Consider the following 19008-nt stretch of genomic DNA (forward strand, 5'->3'; position numbering starts at 1 on the left):
GCATAAACAACATAAAGGCCGTTTTGACGGCATCATGGTTCGGGAGGAACGGATGAAAGCGCTGACAGGCCTATGGGTTACCGCCATTTCTATTGCGGCTTTCGCCGGAGCCGCCTCGGCTCAGGAAAAGGTCGTTCTCTATACCGCTCACAAGACATCCCTCGTGCAGTCCCTGGCACCGGTCTTCGAAAAAGAGACCGGGATCAAAACCGAGGTGATTCAGCTCGGCTCCAGCGAGGTCACCCGGCGTATCCGAGCCGAGGCCAAGGCCCCGAAAGCCGACGTCATCTGGAGCACCACGGGCAGCTTGCTCACCGAGAATGCGGACCTGCTTGAACCCTACCAGTCGAAGGAAGCCGGCAGCATCGATCCGCGCTTCGTGAAGAGCCCCGCCTGGACTCCGTATACGGCCGTAATCTACGTTCTCATGCAGAACACGCGCATGATCCCGGAGACGGATACGCCGAAGACCCTGACCGATCTTGCAGATCCCAAGTGGAAGGCCAAGATCGCATCGGCGAGGGCCGACAATTCGGGCTCCGCTTTCCAGCAGATGATGACGATTCTGACCGTCTTCGGGGAGCAGGGCTGGAACAAGTACGGCGAGATCGCTAAAAACTTCGTGCTGACCGATAGTTCCGGCTCGGTGCCGCGCTACGTCGCCGACGGCGAGGCTCCGCTCGGCCTGACGCTCGAGGACAACGCGCTCGAGTACAAAGTCGGCGGTGCGCCGGTGAAGATCGCCTATCTCGCCGATGGAACGACGGCGTCGCCGGACGGTGTAGCCCTGGTGAAGGGCGCCCCCAATGCGGAGAGCGGCAAGAAGTTCATCGACTGGGCACTCTCGAAAAAGACGCAGGAACTGCTCGTGAAGGAAGCGGGACGCCGTTCCGTCCGGACGGATGTCTCCGGCCCAGGCGACCTGCCCCCGCTCGGTAACCTGAAGCTCGTCGAACTCAAGACCATTGACGATCTTGGCGGCACCCAGGCGGTGCTAGACAAGTGGCGCAAGGCCGTCGGTCAATAATCAATCCTGCGGCGGCGCCCTCGTCGGCGCGGCCGCATCTTTTCGAGATATGTCGAGGACCATGTCTGCTCGCCAATCGACAAAAGTCAGAAAACTGTCGGCAGAGGAACGGCGGCGGCACATCATTGAGTCGATCGAGCGGCTCGGTGGAACCCCGGTGATGAACCTTGCGCAGGAGCATGGCGTAACCTCTCAGACCATCCGGCGCGACCTGCAGGAGCTCGAGGCCCGGGGGCTCATTCAGAAGAGCCACGGCGTCGCATTGCCAGGCCCGGGCTCCACAGCCATCGCCTACAAGGACAGGAGCGCCCATCAGACGGAGCTCAAGCGCCGCCTTATAGCGCCGCTGGCCGAATTCATTCAGCCCGGCTCGACCATCTATGTCGGCCTCGGCACGACGTTCAACACGATCCACGAGGTGCTGCGCGACCGATCCCGTCTAATTGTCGCAACCAGCAATCTTGGCGTCGCCTATGCGTGCACGTTCAACACCATGGTCACGCTCTACGTGTTCGGCGGCTACGTTCGACGCAACGATACGGCCATTCTGGCCGCCATGGGCGGAGGCGTCGGTAATACCTTCAAGTTCGATCTTGCGATTCTCGGCGCCAATGCCATCGACGAGAACGGTGCAGTTCTCGCGCACGACCCCCTCGAGGTCGCCTTCGTCCAGGAGGTGATTGCCGCCTCCCGGCAAGTGATCTTCGTCGTGCAGGCGGATAAGTTCGGCGGCCGGGCCCCTCACGCCATCAGCCATCTGCGTCAAGCATCCGTGCTGATCACCAATTGCGACCCCAGGACCAAGGTCAAGGATCCGACGATGCTCGACGCGACGCGCATCGTTCAGGTCATGACGCCGTCACAAGATCTCTGAAAGAGAGTTTGCTCAATGCTCATCGAAGCCTTCACCGAGGCCAAGGTTTCCTCTGCGCCCGACACGAACGAAGATCGCTTCGTCATCCTGCCCGGCCGCGCATATGCGGTCATCGATGGCGTCACGGACCGCCTCGGCACGCGCTACAACGGCATGCTATCCGGCCAATATGCGGCGTCGATCGTCAAAGAGGCGATCGAATGCGCTCTCACCGGTCCTAACCGTCCTGCCGACATGAAGGCTCTGATCGCCGTCCTGACCCAGGCCATTGCCGATGCCTACAGAGAGCACGACGTGCTGGATGCGGCGCGGACCGACTGCAATTATCGTTTTTCCTCGACCCTCGCCGTCGCTCTCATGGGCGAGGCGACCATCGAGATCGCCCTCGTCGGCGATAGCGGAATCCGGATCAATGGCAGCCGTATCCTCCAGGTCGACAAGGATCTGGACCTGATCACGTCAACCCTGCGCCAGAAGGCTTGGCCCGTGATCGGTGCCCGCACGAGCGATCCCGAGATCCAGGAGAAGACCTCCCGCCGGGTGACCTGGTTCGGAACCCGCCAGCCTCACGAATCGCTCGCCGACATCCTTGAGCCTCAGGATCTCGCATGGATCGAAGAGCGTGCGGTCGCCGCATGCGTGCAGGCCCTGCCTCATGTGCCGCAAAGCGATATCGAAGCGCTCGTGCGTGGCGGCATCGTCAATGCACAGGGTGCCTATCAGAACGACGCGAGCACGATCCTCGGTTACTCGGCCCTCGACGGCTTCGAGATCCCCTCCTCCCTCGTGCATTTCGAGCGGATTCCGCGCGCCGATGTCGAAACGATCGAACTGTTCTCGGACGGCTACTTCAGACCCGGCGCAGATTTCGGCGTCGCGTCGTGGGAAGAAGCTTTCCGCGACGTCGAGCGAGAGGACCCGTCGAAAGTTATCCTCTATCCCTCGCCGAAGGGCTCGACCGCCAAGCACTGGACAGACGATCGCACCTATCTCGGCGTGAAGCTCTGAGGCCGAAGGGCCATCGGCGCCAGTTTCGGACGCGAGCTTCGGACCCAAAAGTGGATTCTACGTTTGGATCCGATGCTTCAGAATTCCGCGCCGCAGAATTCGCGAGCCATGGTCGTTGATCCGACCGTTAGGCCGCCATCGAGCGCAATGACGGCGCCGGTGATCATCCGCGCATCGCGGGTCGTCAGAAAGGCCGCCACACCCGCCACATCGTCGGGCTCGCACACCTCACCCAGTGGATACCAGCGCTTCACACGCTCGAGGATTTCGGGATCCTGCGCCACGCGATCGTTCCAGGCCTGCGTCCTAACGCTGCCCGGCGCGATGGCGTTCGCGCGGACACCGTATCGGCCCAGCTCGACCGCCAGAAAGCGGGTGAAATGCTCGAGACCGGCCTTGGCCGCGCTGTAGGCCGGATAGCCGTAGATCCCGGTCGCATTCGCCGACGAGATATTGATGACGACGCCCTTCTGCCGCGCGATCATCCCATCCTGCACGGCACGCACGCAGCGCCAGGCGCCGCTCAGGTTGAGATCGAGATCGGCGAGCCACGCGGCCTCGTCGGTCGAGGCGAGGGTCGGCGCGATCACGCCGCCCGCATTGTTGACGAGAATGCCGATCGGGCCGAAGGCCGCCTCCGCCTTGGCGACAGCCTCGATGATCGAAGCGCTGTCCGTCACGTCGGCGCTGATGCAGGCGAGACGATCATCACTGGCGAGGTCGCGGGCGGCCCGTTCGAGAGCGGACCCGTCCCGGTCGAGCAGTGCGACCCGGTGCCCGCTGGCCAGGAAGCGCCGGGCGAGCGCCCGGCCGATATCACCGGCGCCGCCGGTCACAAGTGTCGTATCTCTCATTCTCGCCTCCCTGGAACCCAAGCTTTAGAGCATTTTTCCATTAAGGGGATCCGGTTCACCGTCAAAAAAAGCTTTCAAGCAAAGCACAGAGCCAATTCCAAGCAAGGGTAAGCCGCCAGAGCGGGTCGGGAGCCGTGTACAAGCCGGTTGGATCGGTTCCATGCCGCCGGGTTCCCCTTTACGATCAGGCGCCCATGGAGAAATCGCATGATATCCGACGTCAATCCTTTTCCGCCCAGCGATCCCGACCGCCGTGCAATCTGGGACATGCTTGTGCAACGCGACATCCATGCCTTCGTCGTGGGTGATTGGGACCTACATTTCGCAGACTTCGCACCAGAAGGCTTCTTTGGGATCGACGGCCGGTTCTCGGATGATCCCGATACTTGGCGTGCGAGCTTCGCCGATCTCGCGCGCTATCGCGAGGTTTGGCTTGCGGGTAGCGCAGAACTCGCTGGACGCATCGACGCCATGGATCTGAAACAAGCCCTGCTGGCGCTGACAACCTTGCGTGAGATCGAGATCGTCAAAGACTTTGCGATGGCGCGCAAGAAATTCGACGGCACCATCCCTCTCGCTGGAGCCGATCCAGCTGTGCTGCGCTGGCAAACTTTGTATTTCTGCCGGCGTATCGAGAGTCGATGGCGCATCGTAGGATTCCTGGGTTATCTGCCAAACCCTATGGGCCATGCCTCATTTCTATGAACCGAGCGCTCCTGCAAGGATATACGCAAAGTCCAACAGGAATGGCAGCTTTGAGTCAAATATTCACCTTCCAGCAGTTCAACGAACGTCGGCGCTAAACCGGACCAAGAGCTTACGTCGCAGGAGTGTCAATCATGGGCCTTTGGCCTTGCAGACCGAAGGTAATGCACCGTTGAAGGCTACGCGGCTGCCACGAGTCTTAGGAGACGGCGAATTGGCGGAGAACCTCCGCTGCACTTGCTCAGCGAGCACGTAGTTGGAATTGCTTGCTCCAGCATTCCTGGCGGTGATGCCACGCTGGATTAGAAACTTTTGTGGCGCCTTGGTACCGCCGAACTTGGCCAAGACCTATTTCGGAGCCCCAGCCGTCCCTGGATGGACAGCAGTCCGCGGCAGCATTGCCAACAAAGTCAGATCCCTCGGTGTTTCCAACTCCCATGCTCATCTCTCCCGATAACCGGCCGCGACTACGTCATCCCCCTGGCACCTGAGGAAAGCCCGGGCTGACATGCTTCCGATCACCCAGATTGGCCAAGCAGCGATCCCAGTACGGCGTGCCGCCGAAACGCTCAGCGAGCGTATCGATCAGAACCCGCACCTTGCCCGGGACATGCGTGCCCGGCGGCCGCACGACGTGGATGCCGAACTCCGGCCGCGGATGGTCCAACAGGAGGGGGACAAGGGCGCCGCTCTCAATGGCCTCTGCGACCAGAAACGAAGGAGCGTCCGCGATCCCGAGCCCCGCGATCGCCCATTGGAGAAGGGCCTCCCCGCTGTCCGACCTCAGCCGTCCTTCGGGGCGGATCGAGAACCGGCACTTGCCCGACTGGAATTGCCACTCGGGCACAAGGCTGCCTGTGTAGATCAGGCATTCGTGTCCGGAGAGATCCTGCGGCGTCCCTGGCCGTCCGTGACGGGCCAGGTAATCGGGACTTGCGACCAGCACCGCGTGAACAGGGGCAATCCGGCGAACGATAAGGCTGGAGTCTCTGAGGGAGCCGATGCGGATCGCTGCGTCGAACCGCTCGCCGATCAGGTCCACGACCCGATCGGTGTAGGACACGTCCAGTTCGAGAGCGGGATGGAGGCGCGCCAACTCCGCCAAGACCGGCACCAGGTGACGCACGCCGAAGGCCAGCGGTGCGGACAGACGCAGGCGCCCGCGCACGGAGCGGCCCTGCTGCGCCACCGCATCGCGCCTTGAACTCGATGCCAGCCTCTGTCGGGCTGATGCCACGCGTACTCCGGCTGAGCAGCCGTGCGCCGAGATCCGTCTCCAGACGCGTGATCCTCCGACTGACAATGGACTTCGAGACGCCCAGGCGGGCCGCGGCACGGTTAAGGCCGCCGCTCTCGATGACCTCCACGAAAGTCCTAAGCTCCTCCAGCTCGGTCACGACAGTGTTCCTCCGTGGGCAACAGCATGGTGCAGAGCATGCGCCTTCTGCTGCATCCGATGAACCATTACCTCGGTCGTACCGCAAGGACCAGAACCCTCGAAAGGATTGTCTCATGTCCACGGCTCTCGTGATCACCAGCAGCGCGCTCGGCGAAGCCTCCGTGTCCAGCCAACTTGTCGCGGAAACTGTCGCTCTCCTCCGGTCCCATGATCCCGCTCTGCGGGTCATCGCTCGGGATCTCGGCCGCAATCCAGTTCCGCATTTGGATATCGACTCTGTCACGGCGCTGCGCGGGGCCGAGCCTTCCAACTATGCCCAGGTCACTGCCCTCTCCCTTTCGGCCGACCTCATTGCCGAGCTCAAGGCTGCCGATATCCTCGTCATCGGCGCGCCCATGTACAACTTCGGCATGCCGTCGACGTTGAAGGCTTGGTTCGACCACGTGCTGCGGGCCGGCATCACGTTCAGCTACAGCGAGGGCGGCCCCGAGGGACTACTCAAGGGCAAGCGCGCAGTGGTCGTCCAGAGCCGTGGCGGCCTCTACAGCGAAGGGCCGGCGCAGGCGCTCGACTCCCAGGAGCCTCATCTGCGCAACCTTCTCGCCTTCATGGGCATCACCGACGTGACCTTCCTGCGGGCGGAGAAGCTGGCTTTTGGCCCTGAGGCCCGTGAGCAGGCGATCGAGGCTGTGCGTCAGCAGATCGGCGAGACGATCGGCGAGGCTTGGCGTAAGGCGGCCTAGCACATCGAAGGCTATCAGAGATCGCCCTGAAACCATGATGTCTCAGGACGGTCTATGAGACGAAGACAGCCCTTGGCACACTGCTGAAAGCAATTCCTGACCGCTAAAGGGCTTTCTAAAAAAGTTCGGCTTGTCATTCCCTACGGCAGGCTGGTGGGCGGAGATCGAGAGATCCCCTGTAATGAGAATAATCGGTAAGTCAGGTCGACCCCCCTCGACCCGGCGCTGCAGCTCGAACCCATCGATGTTGGGCATGCCGATGTCGGTGATCAGACAATCGATCTCCGACAGAGGAGAATCCTCCAAAAATGACCGGGCGGACAAATACGTTCGAACGGAGAAACCTGCAGACTCGAACAGGTTCTTCAGAGACTCGAGAATTCGCTGATCATCATCGACAACTGCTATGACCGATCTATGCTCAAAGGGCATATCAGCGATTTCCTGTGCGCCGGGTGGAGTGATCGAAGATTGAAGCATCTCCCGGATTATTCGAGACCACCTGAGCTCATCGGAAGGCAGAACTTGAGCACGGATCCGATTGATTCAGCGGGCTCCGCCCATAGGCGACCGTTGTGAGCTTCGATGATGGACCGACAGATTGCCAGGCCCATGCCCATGCCGGTTTCCTTCGTTGTATAAAAAGCCTCGAAGATCCGCTCCGGTTCCTTGATCCCACAGCCATGGTCTCGGACTTCGACACATACCATGTTGTTTTCCTCGTCCATCTGTGTTCGGACCTGTAGCAGCTTGCGTGCTCCGTTTGTGGCTTCGATCGCATCAATCCCGTTGCGGATCAGGTTGACAAGAACCTGCTGGATCTGAACACGATCGGCCGCAATTGGCGGGAGATCCGGAAACAGCTCGACATCCATGCGGATGCCCTTTCCGGAAATCTCCGCCTGCATCAGACGGAGCACCTCTCCGATGACCTCGTTGATCCTCACCATTGTCTGGGTCTGAGGCGACTGTCGGAACAAGGCCCGGATGCGGCTGACCACCTCGGCAGCTTCCGTTGCATCGCGTATGATCCAATCCAATGTCGCCTTGGTCCGCTCGACATTGGCCGGCTCCGATGAGAGCCAGCGCAAGGCCGCTTCACTGTTCGTCACCACGGCGGCCAGGGGTTGATTGACCTCATGAGCGATGGACGCTGACAATTCCGAGAGGCTCGCTGCCTGTGTGGCCCGCGCCAGACGCTCCTGTGCCAGACGAAGCGTCTCATGCATCCTCGTCTCATCGTCGACGTCAATCGTAACGCCGTACCACTGGATGATCCGGCCATCAGTGTCCCGAAGTGGTTCTGCCCGGCCATCAACCCACCGATACACACCATCAGCCCGCACCTGTCGGTATTTCATGCTGAACGGATTTCCGGTCCGGAATGATTGTTCCAGGTTGGCTCGAACGATTGCTCGATCTTCTGGAAAGACCACCGATTCAATGGCACCTGTGAGGCGGGTTCCGTCAGGCGCTTCGAGATCGTTGAGGGTGAGTCCCACGTAATCCATCAGCTTCCTATTCAGATAGGACGGCTCCCCTTCAGAGGTCATGCACCAGACCATTGTCGGAATCGTATCGACGAGCAGGCTCAGCTGAAGCTCTCTAGTACGTAGCGCCTCCTCAGCCTCATGCCATTCGTTGATATCGATGTTCGCACCAATCCATTCGACAATCGAACCTGCTTCATTGCGCAAGGGTTCGGCACGTCCTACATGTCGGCGATACTCGCCGTCGAAGCGACGAAGTCGGTATGTGAATGAGAACGACTTGCCGGACGCGACGGATTGTGCCCATACCTCCTTGAAGGCAGGGATATCCTCCGGATGCATTGCTGCAAAGGGTTCCTTGAACAACTCCTCGCTGGAGAAGCCGACGTAGTCGAGTGTTCGCTTGCTGAAATAGGATGCCTCGCCGGCAGCATTCGTGGTCCAGGCCAAGGCCGGCATGGTATCAATGATTTCCTGTAGCTGCTGTTTGCTTTTCGCAGCTGTCTCTTCAGCCTGCTTCCGCTTCTCGATATCGATTGTTGTGCCGTACCAACCGGTAGGACGGCCGCTACCGTCCAAGACCGGTCGTCCCAAGGCATGGAACCAACGGTATGTCCCATCGAACCGTCGAATTCGGTGTTCCGTTTCGAACGGCTCTCCAGTCCGGAGGCTGTGTAGCCATGCCCTGGTGACACGTTCGGCATCGTTCGGATGGACCGCCTCCAGTCCGGTGCGCCCGGTGCGGTTGAACTCCTCGGTTTGTTTGCCGACATAGTCGATAACGCTTGGACTGACGTAAATGAAATTGCCGTTGGCATCGGTCGACCATCCGAGGCCCGGCATGCTTTCCACAATCAGCCGCGCCTCCCGGTCCACCTGCCGATCGGAAGCCTCATTCTCACAGCGTTGGATGATCGAGCGGACGGCAAAAAGAGCCGCCACAAAGGAAGACACACCCAGAAGAGCACTGTATCCCAGCGCTCCAGCCGCATCGATAAGCAGCAACAAGGCGACAAGAGCAAGAATGCAAAGCCCAATCGCGAACCACCCTGATTGTCTTCCTACCAAGGCGTACAATGGAGCGGTCACTGCGATGAGGCCGGAGGTGTCGCCGGAGAGCCAGCTGAGCGCAATACCAATACAGCCCAGCACAATTGCCACATTGTGCCTTCCAAAGGGAATGGAACGATCCATCGCAACGGTACTCCGTGTGCGGGCCCATATTCACCGAGCCCGCACTGTACCAGAGCAATGTTTCATTAAACAACATTATGATGCGATGGCCTAGACGCGGAACCTCTCGCTTGCTCAGCGGCTCGCATTGTCCAGTGTTGGATATCACAATGCCTGTGCCGCTGGTCCTCCTGGACCATCCTAAGCCATGGAGATGTCGGGAGCACCTCACCGCGACCATCCAATCACTCGGTGATCTTCACAAACCCCTGCTGGACAAGCTGAATTGTCCTGGCCATGGCATCCAGATTGATTTTCACGCCCGGAAGCAGATCCGCATTGCCCCAACCATTGACCCTGGCGGTTGCACCACAAAGCTCGATCTTTGCGCCGCGTCTCGTCAAGTCAGCTATCAGGTTCTTGTAAGGGTTTCCCGTCGAGATATTACGCGAGGCATTATAGGCGTCGTCGTTGAGCGTCACATGGCCGGCATTCGTATGAAACACCGCGATAACGTCGGACTGGGCGCGCCATTCGGCGATGTCGCCCGTGATGAGCTGAAGGTGGAAGAGCGAAGCCGGCAGATCGCCCTCAAATTGTAAATCACCGATGCTGTGCACCGACTTGACGAGTTGCATCTCAACCGGAATCTCAATCACGAGAGAGTTAGCGGAATCCGACATAGGCTTGATCCTTTCAGTCAAACACCTTCGTAAACCAATTTCGTGAAGAAGGCGGGTCCAATGACGAACTGCCCCCATTTGGCGTCGAAGGCCGCGGTTGGTTTGGCCGCGACGGTGTCGTCAAGTGACCTGCCCTGCCTCTTCAGGTTGGCTACATTTGCGCGAACTGTCGTCAGCATGTCTCGGTATGCCTGAAGTTCGGCCTTATTGCTCACTGGCTGCCCGTGCCCGGGAACAACGATCGTCCGATCGCCGATGCTGGCAAGAATTGCCTCGACAGCAGCGATTGTCCCGTCGATGCTCCCTCCGGTAGAATAGTCGATAAACGGGTAAATTCCGTTCCAGTAAATGTCGCCGGTGTGGAAGATGTCCGCTTCAGCAAATGCAACCGTGATATCACCGTCCGTATGCGCGTTAGGCCGATGCTTAAGAAGCAGTGTTGCCTTGTTCAGCCGAAGCGACTTCTCATCTGACACAGTTTCGCTGGGAAGTGCCGCCGGCGGTGACGGCGAGAAGTTGAAATCCCAATCTTCGACTCTCTGGGCGGACATCAGGTGCTTGCGCGCGTTTTCCTGAGCAAGGATCGTCGCTCCTTCTCTGTTAAGCCACTCGTTGCCGTCCGTATGATCGAAGTGCCAATGCGTGTTGATCAGGTGCCGGATCGGCTCGCGGCCGAGACCGCTCATGGCCTCAAGCATGCGAGGTCGGGATGCGGTAATGCCAGCATCGATCAGGACCTTACCGTCAGGTCCGGTCAGAACGGCGACATTGCCGCCGGATCCTTCAAGGACACTGACATTGCCCCGAAGGGTATGAACCTCGATTGGGGCTTTCGCGGCAGCCGAGCGGATCATATCGACAATGCCCTGTGCCTGGGCAAAGACTTCCCTTGGCGTGAGCCATCCCCCGGAGACCGCGAAGGTCGTGGCGCCGACGCAACAGAGGCAGAAGCCGCGGCGCGTCAAGCGGGCGTGATTGTCATAGGTCATAGCAGCCTCCTCAACCATCTCGACCGCTAGCTCTTGATGAACCCGAGCAGATCCTCGTTCAGTCGGTCCTTGTGGGTTGTCGCAAGGCCGTGGGGTGCGCCTTCATAGATCTTGAGCGTCGCATGCGGGATCAGCTTGACCGATCGCAATGCGGAGGCTTTGATCGGCACGATCTGGTCATCATTGCCGTGCACCACCAGGGTTGGCACATCGATCCTTTTCAGATCCTCGGTCAGATCGGTCTCGGAAAAAGCTTTGATGCAGAAATATGACGCTGGGAAGCCAGCCATCATGCTTTGGTGGACGAACTGCTCACGAACCCCTTCCGACACCTTGGCGCCCGGTCGGTTGTAGCTATAGAAGGCCATTGTCAAATCCTTCCAGAGCTGAGTCCGGTCGGCGAGCACGCTGGAGCGGAGCTGATCGAACACTTCCATTGGCGTTCCGTCGGGGTTGCCCTCCGTCTTAAGCATCAATGGCGGGATTGCGCCCACTAGGACCGCTTTGGCCACCCGAGAGGTTCCATGCCGGCCAATGTAGCGGGTCACTTCACCGCCACCGGTGGAGTGACCAACATGGACGGCATTCCTCAAGTCGAGTGCCTGGACCAGCTCGGCGAGGTCGTCGGCGTAAGCATTGAGGTCGTTGCCGTCCCACGGCTGGCTTGACCGGCCATGGCCGCGACGGTCATGAGCGATGCAGCGGTAGCCATGGCTGGCCAGAAAGAACATCTGGTCCTCCCACGCGTCCGACGTGAGGGGCCACCCGTGGCTGAACACGACGGGCTGGCCCTTGCCCCAATCCTTGTAATAGATCTGCGTGCCGTCCTTCGTCGTGATCGTCGTCATGGAATTCCCCTTAGCTGGCTGGCTGGGACGAAGCTGCGCTGCTGCCATGTTGGGAGCAGAGATGAGGGCTGGTGCAATAAGCGCGCCGGCTGTTCCGGCAAGCACAGCCCGGCGTGACGGCAACAAAGATCCATCAGACTTCGATATGGACATCAGTGCACTCCCGGACGATCCAATTGAACCGGGACAGAGGGAGACCTCAGTCAGTGCTGGCAATGTAATCTGGAGCGGGAAGCGGCTCTTCCGCGTTTGAACGGCTTTGCCAAGTTCGCACGATGAAAAGACCATCCGTCCAGAGTTCCAGCCTTTGGGGGCTGGCAAACGGGTACTGGTTCGCGACTGAACAATCTATGTTGATGGCGAGGGTCTGACCATTGTGTTGAGTCGATCCGCGATTCGCACCAAATCCGCGAGGGACCTCGCCTGCATTTTGCGCATCACATGGGCACGATGAACCTTGACCGTAATCTCGCTGACCTGAAGGTGGGCTGCGATCTGTTTGTTCATAAGGCCGGAGACAACAAGATCCATGACCTCGTGCTCCCTTGGGGTCAAAGCAGCAAACCGCTGCTGCAGTCCTGACAGCGATCGGAGTTCTTGGCGCCGAACCCGATCCCGCTCGAACCCGACCTGGATCGCGTCGAGCAGGTCCTGTTCGCGATACGGCTTGGTCAGGAACTCGACAGCGCCCGCCTTCATGGCCCGCACCGTCATGGGAACATCGGCGTGGCCGGACACGAAGATAATAGGAAGATCGATGCTCAGACGGTTCAATTCCCGCTGCAAGTCCAGTCCACTCAGCCCCGGCAGCCGGACATCGAGAACGAGGCAAGCGGGGACGTCGGGGCGCGGACTGTTCAGGAATTCGAGCGTCGATCCGAACAACCGCACCTCAAGACCAACCGAGCCAAGGAGATTTTCGAGGGAATTACGGACTTTGGGATCATCATCGACAACGAAGACGACCGACTGTTCCTCTCTCATGGCGTTCCACCAGCGGCTCTTGCGACTTTGCCCCGAGAGATGCGGTATGAAGCCTGGATCCGCATCCCCCGACGTGATCACTCAAACACGGAGAACCGCAGGTGCTCAACTCACCCTGTGGTAGCGCCTTCAGCCCGAGGCTTCGTTATCCGATATACCAAATCACGCAACTGCCCTAGTAGAAAGCTTCTAAGGCACAGAATCCCGATGTCGATGCGCAACGAAATGACATTATTGCATTCAGCGTGTTATCATGCACCCAGTCGATTGAGCACGCAACAGTCTGGGTTCGAGGCAATGTCAGCCTTCCGTTGCTCCGCAAAGCTGGCGATCATGGGATGAGAAGAAGCTTGCCGGTCGTACGTCGCGATGCGATGTCGATGTGGGCCTGCGCCGTCTCTGCTAGAGGGTACTGGTGCCCGATCCGTACATTAAGGCGGCCCTCCCGGACGCGATCGAACAGGGCCTGCGAACGCGCAAGGAGATCTGAGCGTGTCCTGACGTGGTGGTGAACCACGGGATAGGTGATCAGCACGCTCTTGGGCAAATCCAGCAGATCGATCGGCGGCTGCCGCTTGATGGTCTGGCCGTAATAGGCCAGCACCCCATGATAGCGCAGGGAGGCCAAGGATCCCTGGAATGTGTCCGCCCCTGCCCCGTCATACACCACGTGAGCACCTGCTCCCTCCGTGAGGTGCAGGACTTCGTCAGCGAAGTTACCGAAACGGTCGACGATGACGTGATCGGCTCCGGCTGCTTTGACGACCTCCACTTTCTCGCGACTGGACACGCGACCGATCACCCGCCCGCCACGTAGCTTGATCAACTGCGTGAGCATCAGACCGACGCCGCCAGCGGCCGAGTGAACCAGGGCGACATCCCCGGGCTTGATGGCGTACGTGTCTGTAACCAGATGACTTGCCGTCAGTCCTTGCATCAACAGGGCCGCGGCCGTCTTGAGATCAATGTCGTCAGGGACCGGAACCATGGCCTCCGCCGGAGCGATAATCCGCTCGGCATAGCTCCCGACTGCAAAGAACCAAGCAACGCGATCACCAATCTTGAGATTGCGAACGTCTTCGCCGACTGCTGCAATCCGACCTGCCCCCTCGACTCCTGGCGTCATGGGAAGAGGCGCAATCGAATACATGCCGACGCGGGTACCAACGTCCATGTAGTTGACGCCGGCGGCTGCAATCTCGACGAGCACCTCATTGGGGGCAGGGTCGCGATCGGGAACTTCCAACAAGCGTAGGTGGTCCGGCCCACCGACCGCTTCGAGAACAATCGCTTTCATCATATTTGTTCCTTGATTGAAGACGGCGCAGCAAAGACCAGTCCCTTTCCACGGAAGCAGGTGCGTGCTTTGCCCTGGCCTGTTGTTGGGCGGCGACGCGAATCCGCTTTCCCGGCAAGGGCTTCAGTCCGCCACCTTGATGACCACTTTGCCGAAGGGGCCGCGGCGAAGATGAGCGAAGGCCTCAGGGGCGCTCTGGAAATCATAGACCTTGTCGATGACCGGCTTGATCCGGAGGTGGTCGACCGCGCGGACCATATCTTCCAGCGCACGTCGATGCCCGACCGCGATCGCCGCCAGCGTGGCCCGCTTGAACAGCAGCGGCAGGATTGGGGCATGCAGGGTTGTGTCTCCCAGGAGACCGATGATTGATACCCGCCCGCCAAGCGAAACCGCCTCCAACGAACGCGCGACGTTATCGCCCCCAGCCATTTCGAGGATGTGCTCGGCCCCGCGCCCGCCGGTAATCTCCAGCACACGGCGTTGCCATTCCGGATGCTCCACGCGGTTGATACCATGATCGGCCCCGAGAGCCATTGCCCTTTGCAGCTTGCTATTGCTGCTTGAAGTAACAATCACCTGAGCGCCATGTGCGACGGCAAACTGGAGGGCGAACAGCGAGACACCTCCGGTCCCCTGGACCACCAGCGTTTGGCCGGCGCGAACAGCGCCGAGCTCCACGACCGCAAACCAAGCCGTCAGGCCCGCCACCGACAGGGTGCTGGCAGCCACCGCATCGAGAGATGCCGGGGCTCTGACCAGTTGTGCTTCTGGGGCAACCGAATACTCGGCTAACCGGCCCAGAACGGCTTCGTGATTGGCATCATCCGGTGGCTTGGGACCATCGATCCAGCCGACATTGTCACTGATGATCACCCTGTCCCCGACCGAGACCCGTGTCACGCCCTCACCAAGCGCTACAACCTCACCAGTCATTTCAGAGCCGGGTACCAAGGCACCGTTCCACGGTGACCCCATAGCACCTTCGATGATGGCGCCATCTCGGTAGTTCAGCGCGACAGCCTGCGTTCGCAGAAGTACATCACCTACGCCTGGGGAAGGACGCTCCGCCTCGACAAGACGCAGGGCCTCGATACCGGGGGTGCTCAATTCCCACTGCTTCATGCGCTGTGCCATGTCACGCCACCTTCTGCCGAATGCCCGTCCGGGCGGCCTCATGGATGGCATCAAGTAGTTTGTGACGCTGCACCGCGTAGGCAAAATCGGGAACAATCCTTGTGCCGTCCCGGAGATCGCGAGCGAAAGCTGAATATTCCCGGAGCGTGTTGGCGCCGAAATCGCCAGACAGCCCGCCGGGAGCCGCGGCAAATGTCTCAGGCAACTCGAGCGGAGCGACATTTGTCTGGTCGCTCCAGGCGCCTTGGAGTTTCAGATCGGCAACCTGGAAGTTTCCATTAGCGGCTGTCAGGACAAGATCACCTTTGGTGCCATTGATCTCCCAGCGCAGATTATCACCACGTGACGGAGCCCCACGGTACAGAACAGACACGATAGCCCCATTCTGCAGGGCTCCACTGAGCGCAATATGATCAAAGGCAGTAGCGTGGATCGAACGGTCTTCTTCGATGAGACGAACAGTCGGCCTGCGTACTGCCGCGGCAGCATCGACACTGACGAAGCTGCCGAGAGCAAAATTTACAGCCTCCAAAGCATGCAGCATTGGGACTGGCAGCACGCCGGCGCCCTGGTTCGCGTCAAGGGTATAGGCGAAGGATCGGGGGATCTGATCCGCCCAGATCATGCCCGTGCCGACAAGATTCGTCGCGAGGACATCACCAATGTAGCCCTGCGCGATCAGGTCGCGGACATGCTGCACTGCTGGAGCAAAGCGGGCTTGCAGCCCAATGACCGTCCGCACGCCGGCCTTTTGGGCGCGGGCCGAAAGGTCTTCGGCCTCCTCCAGAGTCCGGCCCAATGGCCACTCGGTGAACACCATCTTGCCGGCATCGAGCGCGGCGACCGTCAAGCTATGGTGATGCGGAACCTTCACGGCGACCACGACCAGTTCAACGTCGGGATGATTGATGAGTGTCTCAGGATTGTCGAAGGCAGGCACTCCGAGAGCTTGCCCCGTTGCTTCGGCAGAGGCCTTGCTGCTTGTGCTGACAGCCCGCAGTTCGAAGTCAGGGAGCGCCTGGATTGCCGGGATGTGCGAGGCCATGGCCCAGCCGGGATTGAGAGTGCTTGCGCCAATGACGCCAACACCGATTGTGTTCTTGCTCATGCGGATTTCCTTGGATGATAGACCGGATCGGAATGGTCGCGGCCGCCACGGGGTTGGGAGGAGTTTCCGACGATGCCGCGATCATCAGGCGGGTCGAACCGTGCCCAATCGATAACGAGCGCTCGATGGGCGATAGCCCATTGACCGGCTCGATCTTCAAAGCGGTCAACGTAACGGCCGCGCATCATGAGATCTTCGCCAGGGTTCCCCTGTGGGAAGGGCGACCACCCTGATGGGCCAATCCTATGGATGGCCGTAAAATACGTTTCGACAAACGCAACTGTGCCGTCGCCGGTAACACGATCGTCGAAGTCGATCTGGATGTTGCCAATCTGGTGGTGCGTAAGCTCAAGCTCCTGGAGCATGCCTACGACGAGGTCACAAAATCTCGCCGCAGTGGTTTCTGCCCCAGCCGCATGCATTGTTGCGCCTGGATGAAAGCAGCTCCGAAGTGCAGCTTCATCAAGTCGGTCGACAGCCCGCGTGTAGCGCTTGAGTATATCTTCGATGTGCGCGCGGACCAGCAGATATGTCATTGCGGATAACGGTGGCATGATGCCTCCTCTGATCCTCTCAAACAGAATGGGACAAAATTCTGACTATAAGTTCTAAAGTCATCGCTTTTTCCGGACTAACCAGTCCAAGATTGAGTGCAAAAGTTCGGTTCGATACTCACCCCCTGCCCCAGCTACTTCAGGCTTCGAAGAGCCATCCGGGCGATATTGAGCAGGGTGTCGGCGGGCGCACCAGCCCTCGCACTGACCTTCATCCCTGAGAGGGTTGAACCAATGAATTGGGCAGCAGCGGAAACATCCAGGTCTGAACTGACCTCACCCAGAGCCTGGGCGTCGGTCAGCCGCCGTTCAAGCGCTCCTATCAGCGTCCGTCCCATCGCATCGGTTACAGCAGTGATCTCCCCATCGGATCGGCCAAACTCACAGATGGCGCTTACGCCCATGCAACCCATAGCCCCATTGAACTCAGGCGCAGTTGCAAACTGAAGGAGCGCAGCCTCAATCCCCTTCAAAGGCGATGGAGCCGTGTTCAGGGTCCGGATGAGATCCGATACATTATTCGAGTTATACTGCCTCAGGGCCTCAAGATAGAGTTTCCTCTTGTCGCCAAAGGTGTCGTAGAGACTTTGTCGGCTGATCCCCATGGAGCGCAGGAGATCATCCGTCGACGTTCCCTCGAAGCCGCGATCGGCAAAGACCGCTATGGCGGACTTCAGCGCCGCGTCGCGATCGAATTCTTTATGCCTAGCCATGCGTGGTGATATAGACATACCAGACCGATCTGTCCAGAATTAATCTTCAACTCCTGCAGGCTTAACGATGCAGTCCGTTGCCGACCCTGAGCGGTGCCCCGACAAGGTCGCCCTATCCGGTTCATCTTCGTCACGCCTGTCGCGCCTGTGGTGACTGACTCGGGACGTCTGCCAACCGGTCCATGCCGATCCGAGTTGCTGAACCGATCAACACGAAAGCCAGCTCCTCAAGAGGACAAGGGCTTGGTCGCTCGTTCTCACGACAGCCACATCGTAGCCAGCCGCCCTGAACTCTCGCGTGAGCCTTTCCCGATCGGCCATATTTGCATCGATAATAAGGATCCGCTCTCGCTCCCATGTGGCTCCAGTTGTCCTGTCAACAGCGGAGCAGGTGTTGATTGCGTGACCCACAGCCATCCTTATGCCCTCCTCGCCCAGGAACTTGCGCCCTTGGTGCCGGGCCGTCTTGCCAAACCGCCCGATTGCTTCGCAATCGCACGGCGACAAGACGGTTCGCACCGGTTAGGCGTTGGGTCGGCTCGCTGTCACCCGCTGGACAAGATCGAGCAATCCGTTTGCCCCACCTAGTCCCCGTTCGACAACCTCGCTCGCATCGAGCCCCCTGCTCGACATGGCATCGGCAAAGTGCTCGATATCCTTCCTCATCAACTCTTGGAGGTGCGGCGCAATTCCGGGAGTGATCGCGGTTCCTAAGGCTCTCAACACTGCGCTCGACCCACTGCTCGCCGAAACCGCGTCGAACAGGCTTGAGATGTTCAGCCCCAGCTTGTCCGCAAAGCCAAACACGTCGACTGCATTCTTGAGGTTGGTCATCGTCAACGCGTTGTTCAGAAGCTTCGCGACCTGCCCGGACCCCGAGCGCCCCATGTGGACAGCTTGTGTCGAAAAGGTACCAAATACAGGTTGGCATTGTTCGAACGCTGCCGCATCTCCGCCAACAAAGGTGGTGAGTGCGCGCGCGACCGCTCCCGGTCGGCCACCGCTGACGGGTGCGTCAAGGAAAGTTACGTGGACTTCATCCAAATAGGAAGCGATGCGGCGATTCTCGTCCGGATCGCCTGTGCCATGGTTGATCACGATCGTCCCCGGCTCCAGCGCCTTCAGCAGCCCCTGGCGATCCAGAATGTCCCAGAGGTCACGGTCATCCCTCAGGCACAATCCTATGATATCGCAGGCCTCCGCAAGCGCCTTGATGCTGGCGTGCACTGTATGGGGAACGCCAGCGACAGCCTCCAGGGACCGGGTTCGGCGAGCCCAGACGTGCAGCTTGAGCCCGGACTCGCCTATGGCTCGAGCCATAGGCCCACCCTGGTCACCAAGGCCAATAAATCCAATGTTCAGACTTGGTTTCATCTCATGTGTCCTTTCTATCGAGTAAGCTCCAGCGGCTCGAATGGCGCC

General features: G+C 59.7%; 18 protein-coding genes and 1 pseudogene. 5 read left to right on the forward strand and 14 right to left on the reverse strand.

Annotated features, from left to right (window positions below):
• Positions 1 to 52: 52 nt before the first annotated feature.
• The 3 genes from OC446_RS05430 (at position 53) to OC446_RS05440 (ending at position 2909) form a co-directional block, all read left to right on the forward strand.
• A complete protein-coding gene (locus tag OC446_RS05430) occupies positions 53 to 1027 on the forward strand; it encodes an extracellular solute-binding protein (protein ID WP_262028035.1) in 975 nt (324 codons plus the stop codon).
• Between the two features lie 61 nt (positions 1028 to 1088).
• A complete protein-coding gene (locus tag OC446_RS05435; RefSeq protein WP_262028036.1) occupies positions 1089 to 1901 on the forward strand; it encodes a DeoR/GlpR family DNA-binding transcription regulator in 813 nt (270 codons plus the stop codon).
• Between the two features lie 15 nt (positions 1902 to 1916).
• On the forward strand, positions 1917 to 2909 hold the full coding sequence (locus tag OC446_RS05440; protein ID WP_262028037.1) for a hypothetical protein: 993 nt from the start codon (positions 1917 to 1919) through the stop codon (positions 2907 to 2909).
• 77 nt (positions 2910 to 2986) lie between these two features.
• On the opposite strand, the gene OC446_RS05445 is transcribed toward OC446_RS05440, so the two are convergent.
• Positions 2987 to 3763: an SDR family oxidoreductase gene (locus OC446_RS05445; RefSeq protein ID WP_262028038.1), complete on the reverse strand. Its 777-nt coding sequence runs from the start codon at positions 3761 to 3763 to the stop codon at positions 2987 to 2989.
• A gap of 207 nt (positions 3764 to 3970) precedes the next feature.
• Here OC446_RS05445 and OC446_RS05450 point away from each other — a divergent pair, with 207 nt between their 5' ends.
• The gene (locus OC446_RS05450) at positions 3971 to 4468 is read left to right on the forward strand and encodes a hypothetical protein (RefSeq protein ID WP_262028039.1); all 498 of its coding nucleotides are present in this window, start codon (positions 3971 to 3973) and stop codon (positions 4466 to 4468) included.
• 472 nt (positions 4469 to 4940) lie between these two features.
• On the opposite strand, the pseudogene OC446_RS05455 reads toward OC446_RS05450, so the two are convergent.
• Positions 4941 to 5865, reverse strand: a pseudogene (locus tag OC446_RS05455) (LysR family transcriptional regulator).
• A gap of 115 nt (positions 5866 to 5980) precedes the next feature.
• Here OC446_RS05455 and OC446_RS05460 point away from each other — a divergent pair.
• Positions 5981 to 6610, forward strand: coding sequence for an FMN-dependent NADH-azoreductase (locus OC446_RS05460; protein ID WP_262028040.1), 630 nt, complete (start codon positions 5981 to 5983; stop codon positions 6608 to 6610).
• Positions 6611 to 6652: 42 nt separating this feature from the next.
• Here the strand turns inward: OC446_RS05460 and OC446_RS05465 are convergent, their stop codons facing one another.
• From OC446_RS05465 to OC446_RS05520, 12 genes are all read right to left on the reverse strand, one after another.
• Positions 6653 to 7042: a response regulator transcription factor gene (locus OC446_RS05465; protein WP_410055019.1), complete on the reverse strand. Its 390-nt coding sequence runs from the start codon at positions 7040 to 7042 to the stop codon at positions 6653 to 6655.
• A gap of 56 nt (positions 7043 to 7098) precedes the next feature.
• Complete coding sequence (locus OC446_RS05470; protein ID WP_262028042.1) at positions 7099 to 9294, reverse strand: PAS domain-containing protein; 2196 nt, start codon at positions 9292 to 9294, stop codon at positions 7099 to 7101.
• A 224-nt stretch (positions 9295 to 9518) separates the two neighbouring features.
• The gene (locus OC446_RS05475) at positions 9519 to 9956 is read right to left on the reverse strand and encodes a DsrE family protein (protein ID WP_262028043.1); all 438 of its coding nucleotides are present in this window, start codon (positions 9954 to 9956) and stop codon (positions 9519 to 9521) included.
• Positions 9957 to 9973: 17 nt separating this feature from the next.
• On the reverse strand, positions 9974 to 10945 hold the full coding sequence (locus tag OC446_RS05480; RefSeq protein WP_262028044.1) for an MBL fold metallo-hydrolase: 972 nt from the start codon (positions 10943 to 10945) through the stop codon (positions 9974 to 9976).
• A gap of 26 nt (positions 10946 to 10971) precedes the next feature.
• Positions 10972 to 11793, reverse strand: coding sequence for an alpha/beta fold hydrolase (locus tag OC446_RS05485; protein ID WP_262028045.1), 822 nt, complete (start codon positions 11791 to 11793; stop codon positions 10972 to 10974).
• 348 nt (positions 11794 to 12141) lie between these two features.
• On the reverse strand, positions 12142 to 12777 hold the full coding sequence (locus OC446_RS05490) for a response regulator transcription factor (protein WP_262028046.1): 636 nt from the start codon (positions 12775 to 12777) through the stop codon (positions 12142 to 12144).
• 331 nt (positions 12778 to 13108) lie between these two features.
• Positions 13109 to 14074: a quinone oxidoreductase family protein gene (locus tag OC446_RS05495; protein ID WP_410055020.1), complete on the reverse strand. Its 966-nt coding sequence runs from the start codon at positions 14072 to 14074 to the stop codon at positions 13109 to 13111.
• A gap of 123 nt (positions 14075 to 14197) precedes the next feature.
• Positions 14198 to 15211: a zinc-dependent alcohol dehydrogenase family protein gene (locus OC446_RS05500; protein WP_262028048.1), complete on the reverse strand. Its 1014-nt coding sequence runs from the start codon at positions 15209 to 15211 to the stop codon at positions 14198 to 14200.
• Position 15212: 1 nt separating this feature from the next.
• Entirely contained in the window at positions 15213 to 16319 is a 1107-nt protein-coding gene (locus OC446_RS05505) for a Gfo/Idh/MocA family protein (RefSeq protein WP_262028049.1), read from the reverse strand.
• Positions 16316 to 16873, reverse strand: a complete 558-nt coding sequence (locus tag OC446_RS05510; protein WP_262028050.1) for a nuclear transport factor 2 family protein — start codon at positions 16871 to 16873, stop codon at positions 16316 to 16318. The genes OC446_RS05505 and OC446_RS05510 overlap by 4 nt, the downstream gene beginning before the upstream one ends.
• A 134-nt stretch (positions 16874 to 17007) precedes the next feature.
• Complete coding sequence (locus OC446_RS05515) at positions 17008 to 17586, reverse strand: TetR/AcrR family transcriptional regulator (RefSeq protein ID WP_262028150.1); 579 nt, start codon at positions 17584 to 17586, stop codon at positions 17008 to 17010.
• Between the two features lie 522 nt (positions 17587 to 18108).
• Positions 18109 to 18960: an NAD(P)-dependent oxidoreductase gene (locus tag OC446_RS05520; protein WP_262028051.1), complete on the reverse strand. Its 852-nt coding sequence runs from the start codon at positions 18958 to 18960 to the stop codon at positions 18109 to 18111.
• Positions 18961 to 19008: the final 48 nt, after the last annotated feature.

Source organism: Microvirga sp. Mcv34 (assembly GCF_024519725.1).
Classification (GTDB): Bacteria; Pseudomonadota; Alphaproteobacteria; order Rhizobiales; family Beijerinckiaceae; genus Microvirga.